General features: G+C 48.7%; 28 protein-coding genes. 12 read left to right on the top strand and 16 right to left on the bottom strand.

Annotated features, from left to right (window positions below; translation table 11 throughout):
* Positions 1–194 precede the first annotated feature (194 nt).
* The 8 genes from E0765_RS08595 to E0765_RS08565 form a co-directional block, all read right to left on the bottom strand.
* Entirely contained in the window at positions 195–527 is a 333-nt protein-coding gene (locus E0765_RS08595) for a hypothetical protein (protein ID WP_132812809.1), read from the bottom strand.
* Positions 514–858 carry a hypothetical protein gene (locus E0765_RS08590; protein WP_132812808.1) on the bottom strand — a complete coding sequence of 115 codons (345 nt, stop codon included), beginning with the start codon at positions 856–858 and terminating at the stop codon, positions 514–516. The genes E0765_RS08595 and E0765_RS08590 overlap by 14 nt, the downstream gene beginning before the upstream one ends.
* 10 nt (positions 859–868) lie before the next feature.
* Complete coding sequence (locus tag E0765_RS08585) at positions 869–1,285, bottom strand: hypothetical protein (protein WP_132812807.1); 417 nt, start codon at positions 1,283–1,285, stop codon at positions 869–871.
* 15 nt (positions 1,286–1,300) lie between these two features.
* Positions 1,301–1,534 (bottom strand): WGR domain-containing protein, encoded by a 234-nt coding sequence (locus tag E0765_RS08580; protein WP_132812806.1) that lies wholly within the window; start codon positions 1,532–1,534, stop codon positions 1,301–1,303.
* Positions 1,531–1,683: a hypothetical protein gene (locus E0765_RS12545; protein WP_165921727.1), complete on the bottom strand. Its 153-nt coding sequence runs from the start codon at positions 1,681–1,683 to the stop codon at positions 1,531–1,533. The genes E0765_RS08580 and E0765_RS12545 overlap by 4 nt, the downstream gene beginning before the upstream one ends.
* A 12-nt stretch (positions 1,684–1,695) precedes the next feature.
* Positions 1,696–2,397, bottom strand: a complete 702-nt coding sequence (locus E0765_RS08575) for a hypothetical protein (RefSeq protein WP_132812805.1) — start codon at positions 2,395–2,397, stop codon at positions 1,696–1,698.
* Between the two features lie 33 nt (positions 2,398–2,430).
* A complete protein-coding gene (locus tag E0765_RS08570) occupies positions 2,431–2,946 on the bottom strand; it encodes a hypothetical protein (protein WP_132812804.1) in 516 nt (171 codons plus the stop codon).
* 435 nt (positions 2,947–3,381) lie between these two features.
* Positions 3,382–4,596, bottom strand: coding sequence for a hypothetical protein (locus tag E0765_RS08565; RefSeq protein ID WP_132812803.1), 1,215 nt, complete (start codon positions 4,594–4,596; stop codon positions 3,382–3,384).
* A gap of 101 nt (positions 4,597–4,697) precedes the next feature.
* Between E0765_RS08565 and E0765_RS08560 the strand changes: the two genes are divergently transcribed.
* The 8 genes from E0765_RS08560 (at position 4,698) to E0765_RS08525 (ending at position 10,850) form a co-directional block, all read left to right on the top strand.
* Entirely contained in the window at positions 4,698–5,021 is a 324-nt protein-coding gene (locus tag E0765_RS08560) for a hypothetical protein (RefSeq protein ID WP_132812802.1), read from the top strand.
* Between the two features lie 49 nt (positions 5,022–5,070).
* On the top strand, positions 5,071–5,253 hold the full coding sequence (locus E0765_RS08555; RefSeq protein ID WP_132812801.1) for an AlpA family transcriptional regulator: 183 nt from the start codon (positions 5,071–5,073) through the stop codon (positions 5,251–5,253).
* Entirely contained in the window at positions 5,246–6,562 is a 1,317-nt protein-coding gene (locus E0765_RS08550; RefSeq protein WP_132812800.1) for a DUF3987 domain-containing protein, read from the top strand. Before E0765_RS08555 ends, E0765_RS08550 begins: the two co-directional genes overlap by 8 nt.
* A 204-nt stretch (positions 6,563–6,766) precedes the next feature.
* The gene (locus E0765_RS08545) at positions 6,767–7,273 is read left to right on the top strand and encodes a hypothetical protein (RefSeq protein WP_132812799.1); all 507 of its coding nucleotides are present in this window, start codon (positions 6,767–6,769) and stop codon (positions 7,271–7,273) included.
* Positions 7,263–7,691 (top strand): hypothetical protein, encoded by a 429-nt coding sequence (locus E0765_RS08540; protein WP_132812798.1) that lies wholly within the window; start codon positions 7,263–7,265, stop codon positions 7,689–7,691. The genes E0765_RS08545 and E0765_RS08540 overlap by 11 nt, the downstream gene beginning before the upstream one ends.
* Positions 7,672–8,199 (top strand): hypothetical protein, encoded by a 528-nt coding sequence (locus E0765_RS08535; protein WP_132812797.1) that lies wholly within the window; start codon positions 7,672–7,674, stop codon positions 8,197–8,199. The genes E0765_RS08540 and E0765_RS08535 overlap by 20 nt, the downstream gene beginning before the upstream one ends.
* Before the next feature lie 287 nt (positions 8,200–8,486).
* A complete protein-coding gene (locus E0765_RS08530; RefSeq protein ID WP_132812796.1) occupies positions 8,487–9,404 on the top strand; it encodes a hypothetical protein in 918 nt (305 codons plus the stop codon).
* 225 nt (positions 9,405–9,629) lie between these two features.
* On the top strand, positions 9,630–10,850 hold the full coding sequence (locus tag E0765_RS08525; protein WP_132812795.1) for an ATP-binding protein: 1,221 nt from the start codon (positions 9,630–9,632) through the stop codon (positions 10,848–10,850).
* Positions 10,851–10,954: 104 nt separating this feature from the next.
* On the opposite strand, the gene E0765_RS08520 is transcribed toward E0765_RS08525, so the two are convergent.
* The gene (locus E0765_RS08520; protein WP_132812794.1) at positions 10,955–11,563 is read right to left on the bottom strand and encodes a hypothetical protein; all 609 of its coding nucleotides are present in this window, start codon (positions 11,561–11,563) and stop codon (positions 10,955–10,957) included.
* A gap of 313 nt (positions 11,564–11,876) precedes the next feature.
* The gene (locus E0765_RS08515) at positions 11,877–13,301 is read right to left on the bottom strand and encodes an SDR family oxidoreductase (RefSeq protein ID WP_132812793.1); all 1,425 of its coding nucleotides are present in this window, start codon (positions 13,299–13,301) and stop codon (positions 11,877–11,879) included.
* A 145-nt stretch (positions 13,302–13,446) separates the two neighbouring features.
* Between E0765_RS08515 and E0765_RS08510 the strand changes: the two genes are divergently transcribed.
* The 4 genes from E0765_RS08510 to E0765_RS08495 all read left to right on the top strand — a co-directional run bounded on the left by E0765_RS08510 (position 13,447) and on the right by E0765_RS08495 (position 17,194).
* Positions 13,447–13,704, top strand: a complete 258-nt coding sequence (locus E0765_RS08510; protein ID WP_132812792.1) for a hypothetical protein — start codon at positions 13,447–13,449, stop codon at positions 13,702–13,704.
* The gene (locus E0765_RS08505; protein WP_223175695.1) at positions 13,701–15,233 is read left to right on the top strand and encodes an AarF/ABC1/UbiB kinase family protein; all 1,533 of its coding nucleotides are present in this window, start codon (positions 13,701–13,703) and stop codon (positions 15,231–15,233) included. Before E0765_RS08510 ends, E0765_RS08505 begins: the two co-directional genes overlap by 4 nt.
* Before the next feature lie 96 nt (positions 15,234–15,329).
* Positions 15,330–15,935, top strand: a complete 606-nt coding sequence (locus tag E0765_RS08500) for a class I SAM-dependent methyltransferase (protein WP_132812791.1) — start codon at positions 15,330–15,332, stop codon at positions 15,933–15,935.
* A gap of 35 nt (positions 15,936–15,970) precedes the next feature.
* Positions 15,971–17,194: an HD domain-containing phosphohydrolase gene (locus E0765_RS08495; protein ID WP_165921726.1), complete on the top strand. Its 1,224-nt coding sequence runs from the start codon at positions 15,971–15,973 to the stop codon at positions 17,192–17,194.
* A gap of 8 nt (positions 17,195–17,202) precedes the next feature.
* On the opposite strand, the gene E0765_RS08490 is transcribed toward E0765_RS08495, so the two are convergent.
* The 6 genes from E0765_RS08490 to E0765_RS08465 are packed head-to-tail and all read right to left on the bottom strand — an operon-like array spanning position 17,203 to position 24,778.
* Positions 17,203–18,324, bottom strand: a complete 1,122-nt coding sequence (locus tag E0765_RS08490) for a sensor histidine kinase (RefSeq protein ID WP_132812789.1) — start codon at positions 18,322–18,324, stop codon at positions 17,203–17,205.
* Complete coding sequence (locus E0765_RS08485; RefSeq protein ID WP_132812788.1) at positions 18,317–19,975, bottom strand: EAL domain-containing protein; 1,659 nt, start codon at positions 19,973–19,975, stop codon at positions 18,317–18,319. The genes E0765_RS08490 and E0765_RS08485 overlap by 8 nt, the downstream gene beginning before the upstream one ends.
* Positions 19,968–20,648, bottom strand: coding sequence for a response regulator transcription factor (locus E0765_RS08480; RefSeq protein ID WP_132812787.1), 681 nt, complete (start codon positions 20,646–20,648; stop codon positions 19,968–19,970). Before E0765_RS08480 ends, E0765_RS08485 begins: the two co-directional genes overlap by 8 nt.
* Position 20,649: 1 nt before the next feature.
* The gene (locus E0765_RS08475; RefSeq protein WP_132812786.1) at positions 20,650–21,831 is read right to left on the bottom strand and encodes a response regulator; all 1,182 of its coding nucleotides are present in this window, start codon (positions 21,829–21,831) and stop codon (positions 20,650–20,652) included.
* 18 nt (positions 21,832–21,849) lie between these two features.
* Positions 21,850–23,619, bottom strand: a complete 1,770-nt coding sequence (locus E0765_RS08470; RefSeq protein WP_165921725.1) for an EAL domain-containing protein — start codon at positions 23,617–23,619, stop codon at positions 21,850–21,852.
* The gene (locus tag E0765_RS08465) at positions 23,609–24,778 is read right to left on the bottom strand and encodes a sensor histidine kinase (protein ID WP_132812784.1); all 1,170 of its coding nucleotides are present in this window, start codon (positions 24,776–24,778) and stop codon (positions 23,609–23,611) included. Before E0765_RS08465 ends, E0765_RS08470 begins: the two co-directional genes overlap by 11 nt.
* Positions 24,779–24,784 lie beyond the last annotated feature (6 nt).

Raw genomic sequence — 24,784 nt, 5'->3', positions numbered from 1 at the left:
TCACCGTCAGTCGAAACGCGCATGTATCCTATCAGCATGTCGGAAAACCTCAAATTTCAGTATTCGTATATTGTATCATTCCGACAGTGTTTTTCGTGTATTTTATTGCTATTTGACAGAGCGATTTGGAAGATTTGGAGACAATGTACGAAAAACAACTGTTTTTCGCACTCTAAAGATTATTCAGTCGTTTTTCAGGCGATTTTCTTTTTGGTCTTTTTGTCTCCATTATCTGACTGAGTGTCCTGATCTGCACGTTCTTTTTCCTCGGCTCGTTTTAGCGCCGCGTCGACTCGCTTGTTCATAATATGGCGCAGATAAAAAAGTGCCAGGATCACTACTGCCTCCGCGGCGATCACGACCCCTTTTTTCCCGTTGATCAGATACCCCGCGTAACTCCAGGAAAAATAGGCGAGCGTATATATAACAACCGGATATGCTCTTTTGAGGTCCGTAAGCAGATACAGCCCAATCAGGTACATCAGCCCAAACAGTCCGATCTGAAGATAGAGCTCATACGTTTCCATGATCATCTCCTTCATTATGCTGGGAGGTTCGATTCCGTTTTTCGGCATACGATTGAAAGTCGAATGGTTTGGATTTAGCACCGTCTCGTGTCCTCTCCTCGATGATGCGCGCACACTCCGCATCATCGGCAAGCTCTTCCATCAGATGCTCGATGGAGAGCTCTATTGCGCGTTTGATGCGATAGGTCGTTTCACTGTTATCACCGAATGCCTGGTGCAGCTCTTTGAGTGCCGCTTCGGGAAGTAGGAACCGCCATTGCTCATGAGTATAGGGGAATCCTTGTGTATTCGTCTCTTTGGATGGTTTCTGCATCTGCAACTTTTCATTCATGGCTCATCTCCTAATCTTTGCTGTTGAGATTGAAGACCGGTTTAATCTGCGACGCTGCGGCAATGGCTATAAACAGCGCAATAAGCCCCAATACGGTGAGGGGAACATACAGCAGGGTCTGCATTAGGCTCCCAGCCAAAGCCACCAGAAACCGGGTCCGTTTGAAGTTCGTGTATATTTGAACCGCATAGATGATGATTCCGACTCCAAGCACGATACTCCCGTTGATCGGATCGCCGTGCCAGTTGGTCTGGATCATCCGGTATCCCGCATACATGGCGATGTAGGACGCGGCATACCATCCGAAGCTTGCACCGGTAAAAAAGCGGTAGTTGGCCTCCCTTTCGGTGAAATCGTTAAAGCGTTGCGTCAGCACATAAAGTCCAAAAAGTGCGGCCAGTGCCGCGATGATTTTCAATAAAAACATGTTGTTTCCTTTGTATCACTGTTGCTTCAGGAGGCGATACCCCTTGTTTGTTTTTAGGCGCAGCAGGATCTCCAGCTGCATCTGTGCCTCTTTCTCATCTGTGTGATAGGTTTTTATAACTCCCATTGGGGAAGGTTTTGAAGAGGATCCAAAGGTACGGATCACGATCCACTCCCCGAACAATGAGGGGATACACTCGATGGTGTATCGGCGCTCTTTGGCGTTGACGTTTCGATAAAGGGTCGTCATTTGTTATGACTCTCCTGCTCATCTTGTCCAGAACTTTGATCTTTGAGCTCTTTTTTTTCCAGATAGCTTCCGTACAGACCGAACAGACCGATCCATACCATGGTTCCCAGCAGCAAGACCGCGGGGTTGAAATAACTGTTAAATTCCATTTCTTTCTCCTTCTACGCGCACACCAGCGCGCGGCATTCGTTTCTTGCATCCTCTATCCAGCTCTCATCGAACAGAACTTGTCTCAGAAAGTTCTCCAGTGCAACACGTTTAAGCGCATTAGCGTTTCTGAAGCGCTCATTGAGTTTTTCTCTCAGCGCCTTTGGCCCCAATTGTCTGAGCAGCGAAAGGACCAGCTTGTTGGCGTTGTTCATCCCTTTGGGCAGCTCTTTGTAAAAAGGGGCCGCCTGGCTGATGGAGCAGAGAAACCCGTAGGTTTCGCCCCGGGTGAGGGGCATGAACATCGTAACCAGCATCGGCTCGCTCAAGGAGCCAAGATGAGTTTCAAGCAGTGCAAGATGGGGCAACTTCTCTTTTTTAGGTCGGGCCTGCGATGCCAGACGGTCCACCGTTCCCAGGTATTCGCGCTTGAACCACATGAACTGCAGCTTCTCGAACATCGGCGCATAAAATCCTTTGAGCGCTTCGGTATCGATGTTGATGTTGTCATAGACAAAGACACTGTTGCGGTGATCGTGCAATAGCGCATGCTCGATCGCGCAGATGAGGGCCATCTCTTCGGCCTCGTTGACCCCCTCCGCACAAAGGGAGAGGGAATGGGTTTGGCCGCTGGAGAGGTTTTTGATGCCGATGCCGGCACAGCCGGTTTCGGGATCGAACGACGCGTCGCTTAAATAGATGACGTTGGGCTGCATGGGTTACCTCCTTTGGACTGCACTGTGAACCATTCAAGGATGTTCATCCTTCACCTCCATGTTGTTTTCAGAATCCTTCTTAATTCTCTCTCCCGACCAAATAGCCCTACCTTCCTGTTTTCTCATTCCCAGGCGTGCCAGAAGTGAGATACATAGGATCACAAAGAAAAAGATCACCGGCCCGACAGGTGATACCTGCGGTGATTTTTCTTCCATGACGCTGCAGAGCCCCGGATCGGTCAGGACAGTATCTTTGCTGATGAACCTTCCGCCACTCAGCGTCCACCCCTGTGCGGGATCGGCGATAATCTGTTGTCCCCTCCACACTCCGCATTCAATCCTTTTCCCCTGCTTAAAGCTCTCGTAAACATAGCGGATATCGCTTTGCTGCTGATAGCTGTCATGCAGGATCAGAGCGTTCATGAAAAGGATGAAAATTCCAAGCAAAAACCACCCGGCATTGCCGAAGATGATCATTCCGGTCCCGATCGTCACGGTCAGTAAAAACAGCCACGTGAACGGGTCAGCGAAATTCAAGAATGTTTCCATCTCACCTCTCCTGTTTCTTAAATATCCCTTCGTCGTTGCGAAAGGCAATGGTGTACAACACCTGTCTCATATCTTGCTCCTTGGGTTTGCCATCGTCGCACAAATGGTAGGGCGACATAAAATTAGAAAAATTCCCGTAATACACAGGAATTCGGACAACAAAAGGTCCTCCTCTGATTGGGCCTTTTTTAAAATCAAGTCGAACAATGGATGAAAGTGCCCGTTCGGGATTGTAGGCACCTATAGATGTAAGAAAGCGGATCCGGAAGCTACCCCGAATCCTGTTTCACCGAAAACTCAAGAGAGCGCTCTCGGTCGCGACTGAAGAAATTGTATAACGGATTTGAATTCAAAACAAGGGGTTTAAAAAGGAATTTTCAAAAGTTATTGGGCTTGATGGGATTTCAAAAAAATTCATTGTACAGATACAACATTCTAATCTTCAGATAAATTTAAGATTTTTGAAAAATTCAGACCAAAGTTAAAAATATTTCCATTTAAAAAAAGATCCAGTGAGTATTCAAATTTATCTAATCTTCCAAAATTTACATTTTTATTATAAAAATTTTTGTGCACTCTTTTAAATGAAGTCTTGTCTCGATGAAAATTATTTCTAATTTTGGATTGCCATCCACCTTTTGTTGGGCTTCCGAAAACAGATTTATTGAGATCTTGAAGTAATTCTTTTAAAAGTCTCACACCAAAAATTATTGATAATTGAGGAAAATATGCATCTTTTTCATCTTCTGAAATTGACCCTTCAATCAAGACAAGCTCTCTATTCGAATTAGATAGACGCGGGAGTATGTCAATAACAAAATTTTCCATATTTTTATCATTTAAATCTAGCTTGAAATTTTGCAATTTACTTTGGAAAGATAATACACGTTTCTCAATATTTTTTTTTCTTTCAGTTTTGACTTCTTCATCCTGTATGTCACAAAAATATGCAATGGGACCAAGTTCTTTCGTTCTTATCGGAAGATCTTGAGATTTTTCAAGAATATAAAGAGATCTTTTAAGTGAATTTGAAATGTATTCTTTCAATTGTTGCAACTGACTTTTATCAAATTCAGACAAATAATATGCTTTGGTAGACATTGATGAATAACAATCATCGAAATATGGGGGAATAACATAACTGGGGGCAATTCTAGAGTAATCTCCAAAAAAATCTTTCATAAGATTGTAGTATGGAAAATATTGTTCATACATATAGATTTGCGCTGACAGATCCAAATCTTTTTCTTTTTTGGAAGTAAGGACATGCATCTCAAATTTCATAAATTTTTCAAAATACAATGCTCCTTTGATTAACGTTTCTTGATCAGGTTCTTTATAGATTATTTCTGAAGCTTGTAATGAAGTAGTTATATTCATAAATATGGAAGAATCAATATCGTTTAGATGATTTAAAGCGACATAAACTTCGTTTTGTTCGGAGCTATTATAGTTTCGTTCTAAATTATCATAGATATTTTTCTTTTTATTTTCGTAATTATCAATACATTGTTCATAATCATTTTCAAGTTTTTCCAAATCTTGTTGAATTCGATTTAAAATGTCTTTTCTTTTGAATTCATAATCTGCATGACAAAGTTCAATCTGCTCATCCAAACGTTTAATTTCTTCAAAAAAATTGTCTGTCATTAGTATTTTGCACCTTTTGTAAATATTAAAAATAGCTTAAAAATTTGTTTTTATATGACTGTAACTTTATATAAAGCCCTAAAAAATGGCTTTTTGCTTCGATGAAATTCATCGAAGCAAATTATGACAAATTTATTTCATCTGGAAAAATGACAATAAATAATCAACAAAGAAGGGATGAAAATCGTATGAAAAAGTCACTTAAAGAATATGGAGATCAACATGCTCCAAGAAAAAATTCTTCAAAACTGTTGCCATTTTTCGACTCAATGATTGAGTTGCGCAAGCAGGGGTATTCTTATGCACAATTGTCTGAAGCTTTACACGAAAACAATGTCAAAGCATATCCATCAGAAATCAAACGTTTTTTGGACCGTCAGATAAAGAAAAAAATCAATTCCCATGAGGAGGACACAATGAGATAGTTTGTGCATTTCATACCCAATTGATTTCCCAAAAAACAAAGGAGAAAAAATGACCCAAGAACGGTTATTACGGTTTCGCGAAGTACAAAACAAAGTTGCCTTAGGGCGTTCAACAATCTGGTTGTGGATAAAACAGGGGCGTTTCCCGCAGGGGATGAAACTGTCTCAAAGTGTTCGTGTGTGGCATGAATCTGAAATCAACCGATTCATAGCAGGTGAATGGCATGAATAAGATGAAAGAGACTGAAGAGAAAGCGGCAACTATCTCTTCAGAAAATTGCAATATTGGAAATACATCCGAATTATACCCTGATTCTTTTTGGAAAGAGGTGTTGCCTTCTTTACTCTATGAAATTGTGAAGGCGTTAAATGAAATTGTTCATGCCCATATAGACAGCATCGCTTTGAGTGTCCTATGTGCTCTGCCTGCATTGTGCAGTGGGGCCAAAGTGGCACAATCAAAAGAGAATGAGGGACGGAGCATAATTTTGTTTATGGCTCTGTTCGCACCCTCAGGCGTTGGTAAAACATCGGCAGCGATGATCGTAAGAAAATATTTTCTCAACTGGCTTGATCGGGAGTTGAGCAAAATTGACGAATCAGGTGGAGATGAAATAAAGACATATCAGGATGTTTTTCTTGATGCTGCCAGTGCAGAAGGACTGGAAAATTCACTTGATAACAAAAGTGCATTACATGTCGTTTTGGATGAATTCGGAAAACTTTACCGATCCAGCAAGAACGATACCGTCAAAGCAAATCTGATACGGGCTTTGATGCAGATTTTTGATTCAGGGACAATGGTCACTAGAAAATTGAAGGATACAAAGCGTTCCAAGCACATTGTCGTTCAGGGGATGGGATTATTCGCCGCATCGACAATCGGATCGAGCAATCTGACACCATCAGATATGCGTGAAATGATTGCTGATGGATTACTCAATCGTTTTTTGGTGATTTTCGGTAAGCACAAACCGATTCCTTTACGCCAAGAGCTTAAACGCGAGCAAACGGCATCTATAGAAAGCTTTGCAAGAAAATTTCACGAGTTTGCAGAAGAAAAGGTTTTCTATCTTGGAAACGAAGCTTGCGAGATATATATGAATTACCATACGGATATCAACAAGCGTTACCGACACAAATATTATGTACAGGACGATACGGCTGGCTTCGAAGTTCGGCTGCTTACTATCAGTCAACGAATCGCTGCTTTGCTGCATTTGTGCACAAATGTTGAGAACAATACACCCGACTGTTTTGAAATTAACGCAGTAACAATGAACAGTGCTATCAAAATCCTGGATTATCTGGATGAACATCATTTTCAAGAAATACTGGCATACGCTCATTCCAAAAATGGCCGTTTGAGTCTGGAAGATCGGGTTAAAAACCAATTGCAGCGTCATCAAAAAAGTAGTTTGCGAGACATCATCCGACGATTAAGCCCACACAGAAAAGATGAAATCAAATCCGTTTTGGACGGTTTGATACATCAAAATTGGGCCAATTGCGATTCAGAAGGATTTTATTCTAAATCCTGAACCGACACCGACAAAATCACTCGGAATATCGTTAATGAGGCTTATACAGGCCGTCGGTCATTAACAATAGGCTTGCCGACAAAAACCGACTGTGTCGGTCGAATGTCGGCTAATAATCTGTATCGGAACCGACATCAAAACAACAGTGCTGAGGGACTTTGGAAGCTTTGTCGGTCTGTCGGTACCACCTTTAGAGGAAACATTATGGATTTGAATGAACTTACCCATAGCATAAATACAAAAACGGTTATTAGCTATAAAGATCGCCAAAAAAGCATACGTTGGCTTGCCCATCAAAATGATCAAATCATACTTGATGTTTTCAAGCTCAAAAAAAATCATTTTTACCGTCTTAAAAATGTCGAGACTTCGCAGGATATTGTGCTCCTTGATGTGATTGCTTTCTATTTGGCAATCAAAGAGATAGTTCAACAGTCTGTCTCGATAAACCGCAAAAACAGATCCAAAAATTTCGGGTTTATGCGGAAAATTTCGCAAACACGCGCCAAGCAGTTGAGAAAGCCGCGACTGAGTAAAAAACGCGAAAAGCTCCTGAATATGCAGGGAATCATTTTGAATTTGATCGAGAATGAAGGTTATTCACTGCGAAACGTATCGAATTATCTTCTCACATACCATCGGTTTTCTGTATCGCATACGGAAATCGGGAAGTTTTACCATTCTTTGAAAGGGGCTGAAAATGTTGAATAAGACATATTTTGAAATGCCTATTTATGGTCCATTGTCATGCGTGATTCTTGCTATTTCAGAGCCAAATAAACTGGCAAAAAGATATACGATCGAGTCGTTGTCGTTAGGTTCAGTAATGGTGGCATGTTCATGGGGGCAGGCGGTTACGTTTTCAGAAATGTTCAATGCATTCATACGAAACGGATATCACAAGGAGAGTAGATACACATTGTTAGGTTGTGTCTTTTCACTTGTCATCGAGGAAAACATTCCAAAAATTGGAGTGCAAATCGAGACGACTTTTTATGATGATGGCGATGGCTTTGATGCTTTATCTGTCAAATACAATAAGGCTGAAGCGATGATCATATACAACAAAATTACAAAAATTTTGAATAAATGTGATTTCGGAGAACATGATGGCCAAGCGATACGATAAAACTTTGGGATATGATGAACGCGTTCAATACGTGATCAAAGGGTATGAAACGGCTATCATCCGAAATTACGATCTAGGCCTCTCGGAGGAGATGAAGCTTTTTCTTGCAGAGTTCGTGCAATCAGTAGAGCAGAAAATACTATATTATGAAACGGCAAGAATGATCTATTACCGGCAACCGTTACCTTGGATAAGGTGGACGGTAAACAGACGTTTGAAACAATCGCTGAACGCGACATGTCTTGAGGATGTCATTCCGCACATACAAGCACATGTAATCGCTGAAGCAACGGCAAAAGTGATGCGTGGAGGTTTTAACTCTGCGCCATGCCTGTCTGAAATTCATTCAGACAGGAGAAGAAAATTGATGAATCCTGTAAAGCGACGTGTAAAGTTTTTGGAATTTTTGCAGGAAACTTTTGGTCAAATCATCAATGTAAAGTTTATCCATCAAATCTCGTATTTCTGGGGATGTCTCATCAACAAGGAACCTCGAAGGAAACGGTGAAAAGGGAGACGATGTCTCCCTTTTTGAAAACATATTCACGTTGCACTTTACAGAATTCCCTATATAATTTTTCCATCTTCTTTTTTTTCATCTTGTTGTAAATCAAAAATCTTTCCCTGTTGAAAGTGTCGTACATGTTCAGTTGAATTGATCTGTCTTGTGTGATAACGAACCGCAAAAATCAATCAAACCAGTTTCCGCTTTTCCTGGTCATGAAAAGATATATTGACTCAACACCATACCCATATGATAGATGGGAATAAACAAATTCAACAAGAGAAAAAAGTATGAGAGGTTCAATTGATTGGCAGACTGCCGAATTGGTCAAAGTGATATTTGTCGAAGGAGCCAAAAAAGAAGAACGGGTCGACCCGAGTCATCCCCATTACCAATGCGTGGCCAGCTATAAAGCGATGGAAACTTATCGGTCAGTCTGGAAAAATTTTGGGCACTATTTAAAAGAGCAGTGTCAGATCAAGGATTTTGAGCAAATCACTGGCGAATATATTGAAGTTTATATGCTTTACAAAATCGAATATTACCCATCAAAATCATATCTTCAAAAGCTATCAGCCTCTCTCGGAAAACTTGAAATAGCATTGAAACGCTATACTCTGCAAAAATACGGCGAAGCCAGACATTACGATTTCAAGGTCAGGCAGATTCAACTCAATCTGGCCCGAAATCTCGATCGGGTCTATGACGGATACCACAGTAGGGTATATAAAGATCCAAAAAAATTGATTGATTCTCTTTCAGATCCAAAACATCGCCTCTGTGCATTAATGCAGCTATTTGGAATAACACGATTTGAAGGTGCATCTATGATTAGGGCTGAACAGATGCATGGATACAAAGTTGATCCGATCACTCACAAAGAAGTCGGCGTGATAGAAACAAAGGAAAAAGGCGGAAAAATTGGTGATGTATATGTCGATACCGACACCTACCGACAAATCGAAGAGATTATTGAGAAAGAAGGAAAATTCAAAATTAGCTACAAAAGCTATGCCGATGATATTCGCAATACCTGTACAAAATTAAAGATTGAATGTCACGGTTCCCACGGCTTTCGATGGACGGCAGCTCAACGGCGGGTACGCGAATACCAGAGGGCAGGGTATTCGTATGAGGAATCGCTTCAGGCTGTTTCGTGGGAGATGAAGCACTTCAGAAGTTCGATAACTGAGCATTATTTATGTTAAATTAATAACTTATATAACTATATTTAATCTGTAAGGAGTGGTGATTTTTTAAAAAAATTCCCCCACCACTGAACGAGACCGTGGTGTTCCTTTAAATATTCGGCCCGGCTGTAGGTTCCTTTGACTTTTACTTGTGCGGACATTGCATCACATGTTTCTAAACCAATTCTTTACATCTTTAAATTATAATAGTATACTTTTGTAATTTACAATATGGATATATAAATGTTTACGCGTACAGCAATATCGATTTTATATGAAGCATTAGCCATATCGCCAGCAGTATTGCTCAGTGGTGCACGTCAGGTCGGTAAATCCACATTGTGTTTGGGGCAGGATCGCGAATATCGTGTATTTGATGATTTGAGCGAACGGGAAGCGGCATTGAATGACGCAATAGGATATGTCGTATCTTTGCCCAAGCCAGTTACACTCGATGAGATTCAAAAGGTACCGGAAATACTCGAAGGCATTAAAATCGATATCGATAAAAAGCGCATAAACGGTACGTTTCTTCTGACTGGGTCGGCCAATGTATTGGATATGAAAAAAGCCAAAGACACTTTGGCCGGAAGAATCATTGAAATCGTTATGTGGCCGTTGTCCCAAAAAGAGATCAATGGCAAACACGAAGAAAATATCATTGATGCTTTGTTCGCGCATGGGATCAGTGGCATACAAGCGACCGGGATCTCCTATGATGCTCTCCTAAAAGCAATCCTCAGCGGCGGATATCCGGAAATTCAAAAAATAGAATCGGTAAGAGGAAGAGCGCTGTGGTTCAACTCCTATATCAGCACCTACGTGGAAAGAGATATTCGTGATGTTGGCGAACTGAGGGACATCAGTGCCTTTATCAAATTTTTTAACATCATCGCACCAAGAAGCTGTGGTCTTTTGAACAAATCCGATATCGCAAGCGATGCGGCACTGACCGAGCCGACCATCAACAACTATCTTTCCATGCTGGAGATGATTTATCAGATATCGCTGCTGAAAGCCTACAGCTCGAATGTATCCAAGCGGTTTATCAAATCGCCTAAACTGTATATGACCGATAGCGGAGTGTTTTGCCATCTATTGGGAGTAACCGGTCTAGAAGAGCTGCACGAATCCAATCATAAAGGAAATATATTTGAAACCTTTGTGTACAGCGAACTTCTCAAACATACAAGCTACAGCATCTCGCAGCCATCACTCTTCCATTACCGAACCAATGACAAAAAAGAGATAGATTTTATTCTCGAAAAAGGGAACAAAACCATTGCGATAGAAGTCAAAGCTTCTCATACGGTTAAAAAAGAGGATTTCAAACATATCGCCGATTTTCAGTCAAAATCAACTCAAAAAATACTGGGGATTGTTTTATACTCAGGTGAGCATATTTTACCGTTTGGGGACGAAGCAGGCGAACGGTATGCTGTGCCTTTGAGTGTTTTCTTCTAAAATGAAAATTACTAAATCTCTCTACATATTAGTATTATATTGGATAATATTAAGCCAAATTTCATGATTTTGAATGATGGGTAGAATCTGTTTAATCGCTTCGGTCATGCGCTAATCCCTACCATCTTTTTAATCTGAAAGAGGGAATTGAACGGCACCTTTTTCTCCTGAGCTATTTTCAGCAATTCATCGGCACCGTATCGTTTCGATAAATAGGCAATGTAGCGCTTTTTGGGATGCCGCAATACCTCTTCCATAGCCGGAATAGTGTGTTTTTCAAAATACTCGTCTGCATCCATCACAAATTCAATTTGTTCATGAGCCTCCTTGAAATCTTCGGATGGAATGGTCTTTTTGAGCTTCATCAATACCGCCATGACACGTTCGATTCCAAACAATCGGATCAAAGCTTCTGTATCCTCTTGGTTAGGTGTTGAGAGATAAATGGAGATTAGGGTGTTGATCTCTATGAGTGATCGATTCTGGCGCGACCAAAGCAGATCAATGCTAAACCATTCTTTTCGCAGCTTGATAAAACGGGTTTTGGGACTAAATTTTGGTGGTACGTTTTGAGGCTGTACATATTTTTCCGCTTCATCAAGGCTGATAGTACGGAGGAGAGCAAGGAGTTTTTGACGTTTTGGATTGGATTCCCAATCACTGAGCGTACTGTCAGCAATATGAAAAAAATTTGTAATTTCTGCTGTTGTCATACTCTGATCCTTTTTGATATTTCTTTTGTTATTATATCCGAATATCGGAAATATGAAAATTATTTTTTGATTGTAAAAACATACTGGTTGGTCATCTGAACTAAATTAACGATATAATATTTACCTATTTTTGTGGCAAATTTCATCGGACTCACAACGTCCCTGTATGAAATTGTGGCGCCAAATAGGGATATTTTTAGGGATAGAAATTGATAAAAAACTCAATATTGTCCATGTAGTTGGTATTTTATAAATCCGCCCACTGGTACCACTGATTTAGCCTATTTTATGGGCTTCCCGAAAAAACTCTTTATCAATCCGAATTTTTTTCTTCTTTCGCCCTGCGCAGCAGATTCGCAGCCATCGTTTGAAACACCAGGTTGTGAAACGGAACCAGCGCGTACCAGTAAAGTCGGCCTGCCAGCCCGTGAGGGTAAAAATAAGCCGTCTGGTAAAGGTTGCCTTCGCTGATCCGAAATTCTAGCCATGCTTTCCCGGGTAGTTTCATCTGCGCGTAGAGTAGAAGGCGTTCGTCGGTTTTTAGATCGACCACTTTCCAGAAATCGACGCTGTCCCCGATCCGCAGGGTGTTCGGGTCCCGCCGTCCGCGAGAGAGGCCGTAACCGCCGACGAGTTTGTCGATCAGCCCCCGAACCGTCCATAGCACCTCGTAACCGAACCATCCGTTTTCTCCGCCGATCGAGCAGAAAGTTTCGGACATGCGGTGCGGGCTTACCTCTTCCAGCGGCAAAACGCGCCGGTCGACGAAGAGGGCATCGGCGAGTGCGGAATGATCGACTTCCCATGCGGCTCCCGAAGCATCCGACCAGCGGCTGAGGACCTGGGTGTTTTTGATCTCTTCGACGGCCGCTTTGACGGCGTCGGCATAGGGGATCGGGTTGATGGAGGGGAAGAGGCGTTTGGCATTGTCGTTTTTGACGAGCACTTCGCTTTTGAGCCCTTCGATGAGGGCGGAGGCGACGGAATAGGGGACGGGGGTGACCAGGGTGAGCCAGTACGAAGAGAGTTTCGGAGTGAAAAACGGAACGGGGATGAGAAAGCGTTCAAGCCCCACCGCTTCGGCGTACCCCAGCAGGAGCCGCCGATAGCTCATCACTTCGCTGCCGATGTCGATCGTGACGTTGCCGTCGTGTTCGAGAAATGCCGCCAGCGCGAGGTATTCGATGACGTCTTTTTCGGCGGTCGGCTGGCAGAGGGTGTCGACCCATCTGGGGGTAATCATGAAAGGAAGTTTTTCGACGAGATGGCGGATGATTTCGAAACTTGCCGATCCCGAGCCGATGATGACGCCCGCCCGGAACCACAGCGTCTGGACCGCTTCGTCCCGGGCGCTGAGAATTTCGCCCGTTTCGATACGGCTGAGAAGGTGTTCGCTCGCACTCTCTTTTTCGCCCAGACCCCCGAGGTAGATGATCCGTTTGACTCCGGCGCGGATGCACGCTTCACGGAAATTGAGGGCGCTTTCGCGATCGAGCCTCCGATAATCGGGCGATTCCATCGAATGGATCAGGTAATACGCAACGTCGATCTCCTCGAGGGCGCGGTCCAGGCTCGCAACGTCAAACGTGTTGCCTTCGACGATTTCGCACTTTTCCTGCGCGGTGAGGGTTTGGCCGTATTTGACAAAGAGGCGCAGGTTGACGCCGTTCTCGTTTAGAAGGCGGTGTTTGAGCCTGCGGCCGATGTAGCCGTTGGCCCCGGTAAGCAGTATGTTCATGATTGTCGCTCCTGTTTTGCGTATTATCGATTGATATGCCGTTTATCGGTAGGGGAAACGTGTCGATTGATTAATCGACAAAAAAAAGGTATCGATCGTCTTTTTCAAATGTTATCATGTTGTATCGTAATAAAAGGAGCCGATCATGTTCAAAGAATTGATGTATACCGGTTTGGGCGGTGCTTTGCTGCTCAAGGAAAAAGTCGAGGAAGAACTCAAAAAGCTCGAAGAAAAAGGGAAGATTAACACGACCGATACAAAAAGTTTTCTCGAGAGCCTCAAAACGAAAGGGGAAAACGAAGAGAACCGTCTTAAAGACGAACTCAAATCGGCGATCCGCGAAGTGATCGAGGAGCTGGGGATCGCGACCAAAAAGGACATTGAAGAAGCGCTTAAAAAGTGATCTCTTTGTATTCGCCCCTGCGGTTGTGGCGGGTATTTGTCCTGCTCCTCTCGCTCTATCTTCTGATCAAAAAACGCGATTCGTTGCTGGGAATCAGGCCTTTGCCACCGGTGCGGCTGCGTGAAACGATCACCGTGCTGGGAACCAGTTTCGTCAAGCTCGCGCAGGTGCTTGCGACCCGCAGCGATTTTTTCGACGAGGCGTATCTGCGCGAACTCGCAAGCCTCCACGACGATCTTCCGCCGATGAGTCCGGCCGAGCGCGATAGGGTGTTCGCGCGGGCGTTTCCGACCGATCCGTTCGTACGGTTCGGGCAAAACGCCATCGCTTCTGCCTCGATCGGGCAGGTGCATGAGGCGTGGCTGGAGGGAGGGGTCAAAGTCGCCGTCAAGCTGCGCAGAGAGGGGATCGAAAAACGGGTCCGCGCCGATATCCGCATCCTCAGAACGTTCAACCGTCTTTTCCGCCCCCTGTTCTCGACGCTCACCCGCCACTCGATCGAAGCGGTGATCGAAGAGTTCGCCGCGATGATCGTGCGGGAGTGCAGTTTTGACGAAGAGCGCCGCAACCTCGAAAAGTTCAGCGCCGTGTATGCGCACAGCGGAATCATATTTCCACGCCATTATCCCCGTTGGTGCAGCGACGACGCGATCGTGATGAGTTTCGAGGAAGGGTGGCGTTTCGATGAACGGGAGCGGATCGAGGAAGCGGGGATAGACATTTCCCCGCTGATCGAGAAACTGGTGCGGTTTTACACCGACCAGATGCTGGTCAAAGGGTTTTTTCACGCCGATCCCCATCCGGGGAATCTGCTGGTTCGTTCCGACGGCGCGCTGGTCCTGCTCGATTTCGGGATGGTGAAGCGGGTCCCCAACGACACCCGCATCGCGATCATCGAGCTGATCCGGTCAGCCAACGAACGCGATTTTGAAGGATACGTCAGCGCCGCCAAGCGTCTGGGCACCGTTGCCTACGATGCCCCCTCGGCCGAATTGGCGGAGTTCACCGAACGGATGTTCGATATTTTCGGAAACGATGCGCTGGACAGTTCGAGCATGCAGAAACTGGCGTTTGACGTGCTCGACCAGACGCGGAACCTGCCGTTCAAACTCCCCCAGGAAGCGATCTACATCCTCCGTGTCAGTGCGATTATCGAAGGTCTGGGGACGACGTACATCGAAAATTTCAACGGGATCAAGGACATCCTCCCGATTTTGCAGCGCAACATCCCGCGTGCACTGGGGATGAAAGATTCGCTCGTGGAGACCCTGTTCGACGAGTTTGCGCGGTTACCCGAAGACGTCGCCGCTTTGCGCGAAACGCTGCGCCGAAGCAGCCGGGGGGAACTCGTCGTCGAACTCTCGCCGTATCAGATGGAGCGGCTGCGCGGCGATCTGCAGCGTTCCCTTGCGCCTCTGTATACGGCGCTGGGCCTCACCCTCGCGGCGTTTGCGGCGTGGACGCTGGGATGGGAGAATGTCGCGTATCTTCTGGCGGGTGCCGCCGCATTGAGGGTGTGGTTTCGTTAGCGGCGCGTATGCTACAATAATCTCTTAAGATGAGGACTCACCGAAAGTATGAGCCAGGAGCCGCAATGAAATGTCGTTACCCGATAAGAACCCCGCATGCCGCGCGTCGATAACGACCGTTTTTATGCCGCATCGCTGAAAAAATACGGCATATCGGCGAGGGGAGTGCAATGGCGCAGCGAAGAGAACCAGACGGTCCGTTTCGAGCAGATCGTATCGCTGATTCCTCCATCTGAGGGATCGATCCGTATCGCCGATGCGGGATGCGGATTCGGCGACCTGTACCGCTTTTTACTCCCAAGGCTGGGGGAGAAGCTCCGCTACGTGGGGATCGATTCACACGAAGAGATGGTGCGGATCGCGCGCAAACGTGCGCGCGGCGAGGTTTTGTGGCGCGACGTGCTGCGTGATCCCCTCCCTCGGGCCGATTATTACGTTTGCAGCGGTGCGCTCAATATCCTTACCCCTTATGAAGCCCAGCGGTTTATACGCCGCTGTTACGAGTCGTCGGCCGAGGGGTTCGTTTTTAATTTTTTGGAAGGTTCCGAAGCGTCGAACACCTATAATTACATGAATGCGGCGAGCATCGAGCGGATGGCGGGCGAGCTGAATGCGCGATGCGTTTTGCGGCGCGGATACCTGCAAGGCGACTGCACCGCCGCTTTTTACAGACAAGGCGATGCCGCGCGATTGCAACAGTGATACGCGATAATCTCGCAAACGATAAAGGGGAAGAGATGAACTACGTTTTAAACCTGCGGGAAGTGACGTATGCCCTTTCCGAAGCGCTCGATTATGTCGGGATCGACGACACGATGCACGGCAAGCGGGTGGCGTTCATGGCGGCGGAAATAGGTAAACGCCTGGGGTGGCCGGCCGAGAGGATCAATGATCTGATCGTGGCGGGGATGATGCACGACTGCGGCGTCTCGTCGACCGACGTGCACGACCATCTGGTGAGCGAACTCGACTGGGACAATTCCCAGGCCCATTGCATACGGGGAAGTGCGCTGCTCGAAAAAGTCGGGATTTACCGCGACTACGCGCAGGCGATTTTTTATCATCATACCCACTGGGACGAAATGCCGCCGACGCTTGATGCGGTGACCATGGAAAACGCCAACCTGATCTACCTTGTCGACCGCGTCGATGCCCTGCGCGTCCAGATCGGCGACGCCGATGCGCATCAGCGCGCACAGATCGGGGATATGATCCGCAAATACGCCGGGAAGATGTTTTCGCCCGAGCTCGTCGACGCCTACACGTTCTGCGCGCAAGCCGATTCGTTTTGGTTCTACCTGGAGAGCGAAGCCCTCAGCGGCTATCTGCACGAGTGGCTCGAAAAAGGAAGTTCCGAAGAGGTGCCGTTCGAGTCGATCAAAGCGGTCGCAATGATGTTCGCCGACGTGGTCGACGCCAAAAGTACGTTTACGACCGAACACTCCTACGGCGTCGCGTCGCTGGGACGCTATATCGCGCACGGGCTCGAGCTGGGCCGGGAGATCGAAGAGAGGGTTGAACTCGCCGCGCTGCTGCATGATCTGGGGAAATTGCGGGTCGCCGATGCGATTTTAAACAAGCAAGGCCCTCTGAACGAGGACGAGCGGCTGAAAATGAACCGCCACGGCTTCGATTCGCACATGATCCTGCGTAAAATCAAGGGGATGCACGACATTGCCCGCATCGCTTCGCTCCATCACGAGTATCTCAACGCCAGCGGGTATCCCTACCATCTTTCCGCGGGTGAAATTCCCCTCGAAGCCCGGGTGCTCGCCGTCGCCGATATTTTCCAGGCGTTGATACAGGATCGTCCCTATCGCAGAGGGCTCGATGCGGAAGGGGCGCTTGAGATTTTGCGGCAGATGGTCGGGGACGGGAGACTTGATCCCCGGATCGTGGCGTTTGTCGAGGCCGATCTGCCGCGATGCTATGAGCATGCGAAGAAAGGGATCGAACTTTAAAACAGAGGCTAGTCGATAAAGCGGAGGCTGCAAAGGTCGTTGCGCGGCAGGGTCGCAATGAAGGAAGAGCCTTTGGGTCCGACGGTAAGCTCTAGCGATCCTTTGAACTCCTGCTCGATGATGAGGCGTGCGACGTGCAGGCCGATGCCGAAGCCTTCATCTTTGTTCTTCGTTGAAAAATCGGGCTGGAAGATTTGCTCCCGGAGCGGTTCGGGGACGCCTCCCGCTTCGTCCCGGACGCTTAGATAGAGGTGGCTTTGATCCGAACGCACCTCGAGGCTGATGAAGCGTCTGCCGGACGTTTTGGCTCCGGTGTAGGCGTCTTTGGCGTTGGCGACAAGGTTGATCAGCACCTCTTCGAGGTCGGTCTGATACCCGTAAACCTGGGCATCCTGAACCGGATGGGGGACCAGCAGCTCGATATCGTGCTGTTTGAGCTGTTCGCTCCACAACGAGGCGATCCGCTCAAACAGTTCGCGGATCGAAAAAAGTTCTTTGGCGCGGTGCACTTTTCCGAGGCTGAGGACGCTTTTGAGGATGTCCGACATCCTCTGGGCCTGATCGGACACGATCTGGGCGCTTTTGGCAACGGAGGCGGATTTGATGTTCTCCTCGATCCCCGTCTGGATCATCAGGTTGATCGCTTCCATGCTGATGAGGTTGATTGGCTGGCGCCACTGGTGGGCGACCATCCCAAGCGAATCGACCAGTCCGGAACGGCGCGAACGCATTTTGAGGGCATTGGTGTAGCGTTTGTTCCCCCAGACCGACAGGAACAGTTTTTCCAGTTCTTCCATCACCGTATCGCATCGAAGAGCAAAATGACCGGGGGTGAAGCGGACCGTATGCGTCAGTACGGCCAGGGGCCAGAAAGCCTCTTCGTCTGCATCGGGGGTGATGAGACAGACGCAAAACGCTCCATGACGCGCCTTGAGCGAACGGACGACGTTGAGGAACGCCGTGTCTATGCGGGGAATTTCGGCGATGAGCCCCACCGCGTCTATGGTGCTCATCGAAAGCTCTTCGAGCGTCAGATCGACGATTCGAAACGCCGCAAGCATCGATTGCGTAGGGATAAACAGCGCGGAAGCACTCTGAAGGCGCAGAATAGCGGGTTTGCTGTCATTCATAGGTCACCTCGAACGGATCGCCTACGGCGTATCCCTGGATATAATCGATGCGGGCGGCATTGAGCAAAGCGATATGGCCCGCGTCGGAAATGTTTTTGGCGATCGCTTTGGACCCCACCAGGTGAACGATCTCGACCATGCTGGCGATGATGTGGCCGATCCCTTCGTCGCTTCCGAGTTTTTCGGTCACTTTGGGGTGGAGGTTGATGTAATCGGGCTTGAGCGAGAGGAGCAGGGGGAGGTCGAATTCGCCCGCACCGAAATGGTTGAGAATGATTTTATACCCTTCCCGCTGTAATTCCGAGACGGTGGAAGCGGGCGCATCGTCGTAGAGGGTTTCGATCCCGTTGATGAGCTGAAACGCGACGCTGGAAGGATCGATCCCGAAGCGTTCGGTCCAGAACCGGATGTAGGCGACGAGCCCCTCGTCGCTGAGGTCGTTTGAGGAGAGGTTGATGACGACGAGCGTCCCTTTCTCCAGCAACGGATAGAGCTGAAGGGTGTTGCGGATCATGGAACGGGTGATCATCACCATCTGTCCCATGCTGATCGCGAGGTTCAAAAAGGTATCAGGCCCGTAGAGCTGACCGTCTTTGCGGATGCGAATCAGGCTTTGGTACATGGCCGGCTTGAGGGTATGCGCGTCGACGATTGGTTGGAAAAGGGGGACGATATCCTCGTGGACCAGCGCATTGAATATCATTCGCAGTATGTCGCGGCTGGATGTGATGGAGGGATCGTCCACCTCCCGCAAAGGGCTGTATACGCTAACCGCCCCGCCGGAGCGGTCGTTGGTCGTCTCCAGTGCCCGTTTGGAATGGAGCAGGACGTTGCCGCTGCCCGAAGCGATGCCGACCGAGAGGGTCGAGTTGAGGATGATTCCCCGCTCGGAGGTATGAAAATATCGGACGACCGATGCCATGTTGCCGGCGAGTTCGGCCGCGTAGTCGATGTGCTCTCCCTGAAAGAGAAGGCAGAATTCGTCGGTCGCGGTGCGGAAAAACTCCCCTTTGGGCTCATAGACGAGACTTTCGAGAAGGCGGGAAAGTTCGGTGAGGTATTCGTTGGCGTAGTCCTCTCCGACGAACGCGATGATGTTGTTGAAATGGTTCACCCGAAGGCGCATCAGTGTTATGGGCGATTCCTCCCCCGCGGCAATCCGTTCGTTCAGGACAGGGAAAAGGTTCCAGCCCGTGATCGGATCGAGAGTCGATTCCGCGGCAGCGTCCGCGACGTGTTCGAGGGAAAAAACTTTTTCGAGGGTATTGAAAAGTTTGGGCATTGCCAGCGGTTTGAGAAGGTAGCCCTGGACGTTTTGGGCGATCGCTTCGGCCATGAAAGCCGCTTCATCGTGTGCCGAGAGGATGACGATAGGTTGGGATGGGGAGAGGGCGCGGATTTCGCGGATGAGTCGGAGCCCCCCGAGTTTTGGCAGTTCGAGGTCGGTGACGACGAGGGTAAAGGGGTTTGACGCTTTAAAGCGTTCGTAAAAGAGGGCCAGCGCCTCTTCCCCGTCCGAAGCGATGACGTATTCGCGGAAAAAGACCCGTAAAATCCGGCTGAGAGATTCGGCGATTTCGGGGTCGTCGTCGATGATGAGGACCGAGCGCGTTTCCGCCCCTTCTTTGAGCCGTTGGATCGAGTTAGCCAAGGTCGCCCTTTTTCATGATGTACCCGAATCCGCGCATGTTTTCGATCAGTTCTTCTTTGAGCTTCTGGCGGACGCGGTTGACGAGGGAACGGATCGTCGAGGCTTCGGCGTCCTCGCCGTCCCAGATGAACGAACGGATACTCTCATCGGTCATCACCTGTCCCAGATTGCTCACGAAAAGGACGATGAGGGCGTGTTCGCGCTTGGTGAATTTCTGCACCGTATCGTCGTAATAGAGCAGGTTCGTCTCTTTGTTGAACGTGTAACGGTCGCTAAGCCGGATCACCGGATCGGAAGCGGGTTCGGCGTTTTGCTGGCTCTGTGCGCTGAGGCGCTGGATGCGGATATCGAGTTCTTTGAGATTGAACGGCTTTTTGAGATAGTCGCTGCATCCCAGGTCGAAGGCATCGGAGATGTAGTCGATGTCGTGGTAGGCGCTGATGACGATTTTGGGAACGTCGGGATAGCGCTGCGCGATCGCTTTGAGACATTCGAGCCCGCCGACGAGAGGGGTATTGATGTCGAGAATGTAGAAATCGTGCATTTTGGACTCGATTACGTCGAGCACTTCCTGACCGTTGTCGTAATGGTCGACCAGATGTCCGCGCGAGAGGAGATAGGTCCGGATCGAGCGCGCCAGCATGAATTCGTCTTCCAGCAAAAGGATTTTCATATTACAGCCCCTTGTGTTGTTCGGAGGGTATTGTAGGCGAACTGCGTTGCATTAATGTGGCATTTTTGAAGAGATAGCGAAACGAAGTCCCTCTGACGGGCGTCGAGGAGATTTCGATCTCGACCTCCTCTTCGCGGCAGATTTGCGCCACGATGCTCAGCCCGAGCCCGTAGCCCCCCTTGGTCTCCGATTCGCGGTGGAAGCGTTCGAAAATCTTTTTTTTGTCGTGGATGAGCGGGCCGTGGTTGCGGATTTCGAAGTAGATGTCGTCGTTGCGCATCCCGACGGTGATCGCGATTTCCCCGGGGCGGTAGGAGTATTTGATGGCGTTGGAGAGGGTGTTGTCCACCAGCCGGGCGAGTTTGAGTTCTGAAAACATGATGGAAGGGAGGTTGGGCTGTCCCGTCCGCATCGAGAGGGTCAGTTCGTTCACTTCGGCGATACAGGTGAAGTACTGTTTGCGCTCGGCAATGTAGGAGACGAGATCGATCACGACTTTCTGGTCGGGGATACGGTCGCGTTTCATGAGGTAGGTCATGTCTTCGTAACTGTTCTGGATGATCCTGGCTCCCGCTTCGATCGCGCTGAGCGATTCGTTTTCGATCCCCTCCATCCGAAGAAGGTCGATGTTGGTGATGATGACGGCCAGCGGCGTGTGGATCTCATGGATGGCATTTTTGAGAAACTGGTCCTGGTCGTTGAGGAGGCGCAGGGCGTATTCGCGCGATTCTTCGAGGAGCTTGCGGCTCTCGGCGAGGGCATTGTCGTAATCGATCTGTTCGAGCATGTCGATGAGGGCGGTGAAAAGCTCGTCCTGGTTGATCGGTTTGAGGACGAACCGGTCGATGCCGCAGCGGATCGATTCGATGAACATCGTACTCTCTTCGGCCCCGGATATGGCGATGACCCGCTGGAGGGGATCGATTTTTTTGAGTCTGCCGGTAAGCTCAAGACCGCTGCTGCGGCCGAGGTTGACATCGGTGATGACAAGCAGGGGGGAGGGGCCGCCGCGGGATGCATGGTATCGTTCCAACGCTTCATCCGGATCGGAGGCGCTCTGGATGGAGTCGAAAAAATGGGACAGCAGACGCTGAAGGCTCTCCTGCATCAGGGGATCGTCTTCAACGATCAAAAGCGATTTGCCGGAGGAGAGTTTTTTCAGACGTGCAGCCTCGGAGACCATGGTACCTCTTTGTGCAGATTAAACAGCTGCGGATATTATAGCTTCTTGAAGGGGAAGTTTCGGTTCGAACCGGCGGATTGTTTTCATCGAACGTTCGAAGGGGACCGGCGTGCCGAAGAGATAGCCCTGCGATTCACAAACGCCGAGGCTGATGATTTTCTCGTACAGCACTTCGTTGGAGACGTATTCGGCGATGGTGCGGATACCCAGACGTTTGGCAAACGTGGCGAGAAGTTCGACAATGTTCTGGGAAACGTAGTCGGTGGCGATCGTTTCGACCAGCGAGCCGTCGAATTTGATGTAGTCGACGTTGAGTTTGGCGAGATGCTCGAAATTCGAATAGCCCGATCCGAAGTCGTCGAGTGCCACTTTGCAACCCAGTTTTTTGAGTTCGGCGAAAAAATCCTGTATGTCTCCGTACGATTCGATCCCTTCGCCCTCGAGAAGTTCGAAGACGAGGCGGTGCGGCTCGGGAAAAGAAGCGATCTGCTGGAAGAGGAATTCGCGGGTCGGGTGATGGGATATATCGTCGATGGAGAGATTGATGCTGACGCTGCATTCGGAATTGCGGAAATCGTTCAGGACCGATGACACGATCAGTTTGGTGATCGTACGGTACATTTTCGTCTCTTTGGCGATCGGCAGAAACTGCATCGGAGAAAGATACTGCCCATCGGGCGTCATAAGGCGTACGAGCGCTTCGTATTTCGCGATGCGCATCGTCGTATTGTCGATGATGGGCTGGTAAAAGGGGACAAAGCGGTTTTCGACGATCGCCCGCTTGATGGTGTCGATGCATTTGAGTTTGTAACTGTTGCCGTGAGTTTGGTGTTCCGCCGAACGATAAATGACGATCCGCCCCTCTTTTTCGGCCTGGCGGAGTGCGAAATCGGCGTGTGATAGACTCAATTCGTCCCCGGGATGGACGATGGCGGCATACATTTCCAGGTACATTTTATCCCCTGCAACGACGATTTCGGTCGCTTCGAAATGCTGGACGATGAGGTGAACGAGCGGTTCAAGACTCTGTACCCCTGCGGGAGAGAGGAGGGCGAAATGGGTTCCGCTGGTACGGTAAAGGCCGTCGTAACCGACGTTCATCTCGTCATTGACCAGGCGTCGGAGTATTTGGGCTGTTTGCCGCAACACGGCATTGCCCGCCTGATAGCCGTAGGTGTCGTTGAGATGTTTGAAGTCCCCGATTTTGAACAGGACGAGTGTATGGTCTGAATGGGTAAAAATATCCTGCTCGAGCTTTCCGAGCGAATAGAGCCCGCTGATCCGATCGACGGTATAGGTCTGAAGCGCTTCGCGGGTTTTGGATTCGACGAGTTCTTCGAGATGCTGGCGGTATTGCAGGTTTTCCCGCTCCATTTTGATTTTGCCGACCACTTTGTGGAGCGTGGCCATCGTCTGTTCCCGCTCCATAGGCTTGAACAGGTAGCCATCAACCCCAAGCTGTATGGAGCGGTGAAGGTAATTGACGTCTTTGTGGGCCGACACGAGGAGGGTCGATATTTCGGGACAGTGCTCTTTGATCTTTTCGATCATCGAAAGACCGTCGATTTTGGGCATTTCTATGTCGGTGATGACCAGGTCAAAAGGGGTTTCCAAAGCGGCTTCGAGCCCTTTTTCGCCGTTAGGTTCATGGCGGATGTTCTCGAAAAAACGTCCCAGGAACGTCAGGTATTCGCGGCAGATCAGGGGATCGTCCTCGACGTAGAGGACACTGAACCCTTTGGCATTTTCGCGGATGGCGGCGATGAGTTTGGCGGGATCAGTCGACAAGAAGCACCTCCTGAGCGGAATTTTCGGGGATGGAAAGGGCAAAGACGCTTCCATCGGGTGAACTGCTGACCCGGATCGTCCCGCCGAGGTGCTTTTCGACGATGATTGCGGACATGTACAATCCCAGGCCGGTTCCGTGTTTTTCGTCTTTGGTGCTGAAATAGGGTTCGAAAATACGGGTGAGGATCTCCTGCGGAATCCCCCCGGCGTTATCGCGGACGAGAAAGAGCGCTTTTTGGGACTGTGTCCGGAGTTCAAGCGTGATTTCGGGATGCGGGACGTTGTTTTCGACGAAAGCGTCCCGCGCGTTGTTGAGGATATTCAAAAAGACCTGCAGCAGCTCGTTTTTGTAGGTTGTAAAGGCGATGGAACGATCTCCCTCGAAATTCAGGCGGATCCGCTGGCTTTCGAAGCTTTTGCCCAGGATGCTGTAGATTTCGTCGCAGAGCTCGCCGTAACTGATCCGCTGCGGGAGTTTGTTCGGCCGGAAAAAGTTGCGGAAATCGTCAATCGTCTGCGAAAGGAACTGTATCTGTTTGTCGATCAGTTCGAGGTCTTTGAGCAGTTGGCCCTCGTTCATTTCACCCAGCTGGATATTCAGGATCGAATTGCTGCTCACCAGCCCGATGATCGTGATCGGCTGGCGCCACTGGTGGGCGATCATACCGATCATCTCCCCCATGATCGCCATGCGCGACTGGCTGATCATCAGTTTTTCGTTCGCTTCGTTGCGGTGTATCTGGTGCTCGAACGCGCCGCTTAGTTCGCGGAGCCGTTTTTCGTTTCGGCACGCGTCGATGGCGTTGGCCAGTTTCGTCCTAAACGCTACAAACATCTCCCCGCAGGTTTGCGCCGTATCGGCGTGTGAAAAGAGAAACAAAAAATGCTCGATGCCGACCGGTACGTCCAGGATGTATCCCCGGGCAGCCCCATGCAGGGTGAAACCGTCGATATCGGTACTGAGGTTTTGCGGAACAGGGAAAGATTCGCCCAAGAGGACAAGGGGAACCGAGGCGGGCGGAGTGCAGAGAAACATGCCGCCCGCCGCACCGGTTTGGGCGATGAAGGTTTCGATCACTTCGGCGAGCATGTCGTCGAGGTTTAGCGAATTTCCGATGGCGCTTAGGCAGGCGTAGGCGACCTCAATGGACGGTTTCATGTGCTC

The organism is Sulfuricurvum sp. IAE1 (assembly GCF_004347735.1).
Lineage (GTDB): Bacteria > Campylobacterota > Campylobacteria > Campylobacterales > Sulfurimonadaceae > Sulfuricurvum.
The sequence above is the reverse complement of the archived record's forward strand: the minus strand, read 5'-3'. Positions and strand labels throughout refer to the sequence as shown.

Bases quoted from the DNA above. Each gene is read 5' to 3' on its own strand.
- E0765_RS08595 (WP_132812809.1), bottom strand. From the start codon at position 527: ATGGAAACGTATGAGCTCTATCTTCAGATCGGACTGTTTGGGCTGATG.
- E0765_RS08590 (WP_132812808.1), bottom strand. From the start codon at position 858: ATGAATGAAAAGTTGCAGATGCAGAAACCATCCAAAGAGACGAATACA.
- E0765_RS08585 (WP_132812807.1), bottom strand. From the start codon at position 1,285: ATGTTTTTATTGAAAATCATCGCGGCACTGGCCGCACTTTTTGGACTT.
- E0765_RS08580 (WP_132812806.1), bottom strand. From the start codon at position 1,534: ATGACGACCCTTTATCGAAACGTCAACGCCAAAGAGCGCCGATACACC.
- E0765_RS12545 (WP_165921727.1), bottom strand. From the start codon at position 1,683: ATGGAATTTAACAGTTATTTCAACCCCGCGGTCTTGCTGCTGGGAACC.
- E0765_RS08575 (WP_132812805.1), bottom strand. From the start codon at position 2,397: ATGCAGCCCAACGTCATCTATTTAAGCGACGCGTCGTTCGATCCCGAA.
- E0765_RS08570 (WP_132812804.1), bottom strand. From the start codon at position 2,946: ATGGAAACATTCTTGAATTTCGCTGACCCGTTCACGTGGCTGTTTTTA.
- E0765_RS08565 (WP_132812803.1), bottom strand. From the start codon at position 4,596: ATGACAGACAATTTTTTTGAAGAAATTAAACGTTTGGATGAGCAGATT.
- E0765_RS08560 (WP_132812802.1), top strand. From the start codon at position 4,698: ATGAAATTCATCGAAGCAAATTATGACAAATTTATTTCATCTGGAAAA.
- E0765_RS08555 (WP_132812801.1), top strand. From the start codon at position 5,071: ATGACCCAAGAACGGTTATTACGGTTTCGCGAAGTACAAAACAAAGTT.
- E0765_RS08550 (WP_132812800.1), top strand. From the start codon at position 5,246: ATGAATAAGATGAAAGAGACTGAAGAGAAAGCGGCAACTATCTCTTCA.
- E0765_RS08545 (WP_132812799.1), top strand. From the start codon at position 6,767: ATGGATTTGAATGAACTTACCCATAGCATAAATACAAAAACGGTTATT.
- E0765_RS08540 (WP_132812798.1), top strand. From the start codon at position 7,263: ATGTTGAATAAGACATATTTTGAAATGCCTATTTATGGTCCATTGTCA.
- E0765_RS08535 (WP_132812797.1), top strand. From the start codon at position 7,672: ATGGCCAAGCGATACGATAAAACTTTGGGATATGATGAACGCGTTCAA.
- E0765_RS08530 (WP_132812796.1), top strand. From the start codon at position 8,487: ATGAGAGGTTCAATTGATTGGCAGACTGCCGAATTGGTCAAAGTGATA.
- E0765_RS08525 (WP_132812795.1), top strand. From the start codon at position 9,630: ATGTTTACGCGTACAGCAATATCGATTTTATATGAAGCATTAGCCATA.
- E0765_RS08520 (WP_132812794.1), bottom strand. From the start codon at position 11,563: ATGACAACAGCAGAAATTACAAATTTTTTTCATATTGCTGACAGTACG.
- E0765_RS08515 (WP_132812793.1), bottom strand. From the start codon at position 13,301: ATGAACATACTGCTTACCGGGGCCAACGGCTACATCGGCCGCAGGCTC.
- E0765_RS08510 (WP_132812792.1), top strand. From the start codon at position 13,447: ATGTTCAAAGAATTGATGTATACCGGTTTGGGCGGTGCTTTGCTGCTC.
- E0765_RS08500 (WP_132812791.1), top strand. From the start codon at position 15,330: ATGCCGCGCGTCGATAACGACCGTTTTTATGCCGCATCGCTGAAAAAA.
- E0765_RS08495 (WP_165921726.1), top strand. From the start codon at position 15,971: ATGAACTACGTTTTAAACCTGCGGGAAGTGACGTATGCCCTTTCCGAA.
- E0765_RS08490 (WP_132812789.1), bottom strand. From the start codon at position 18,324: ATGAATGACAGCAAACCCGCTATTCTGCGCCTTCAGAGTGCTTCCGCG.
- E0765_RS08480 (WP_132812787.1), bottom strand. From the start codon at position 20,648: ATGAAAATCCTTTTGCTGGAAGACGAATTCATGCTGGCGCGCTCGATC.
- E0765_RS08475 (WP_132812786.1), bottom strand. From the start codon at position 21,831: ATGGTCTCCGAGGCTGCACGTCTGAAAAAACTCTCCTCCGGCAAATCG.
- E0765_RS08465 (WP_132812784.1), bottom strand. From the start codon at position 24,778: ATGAAACCGTCCATTGAGGTCGCCTACGCCTGCCTAAGCGCCATCGGA.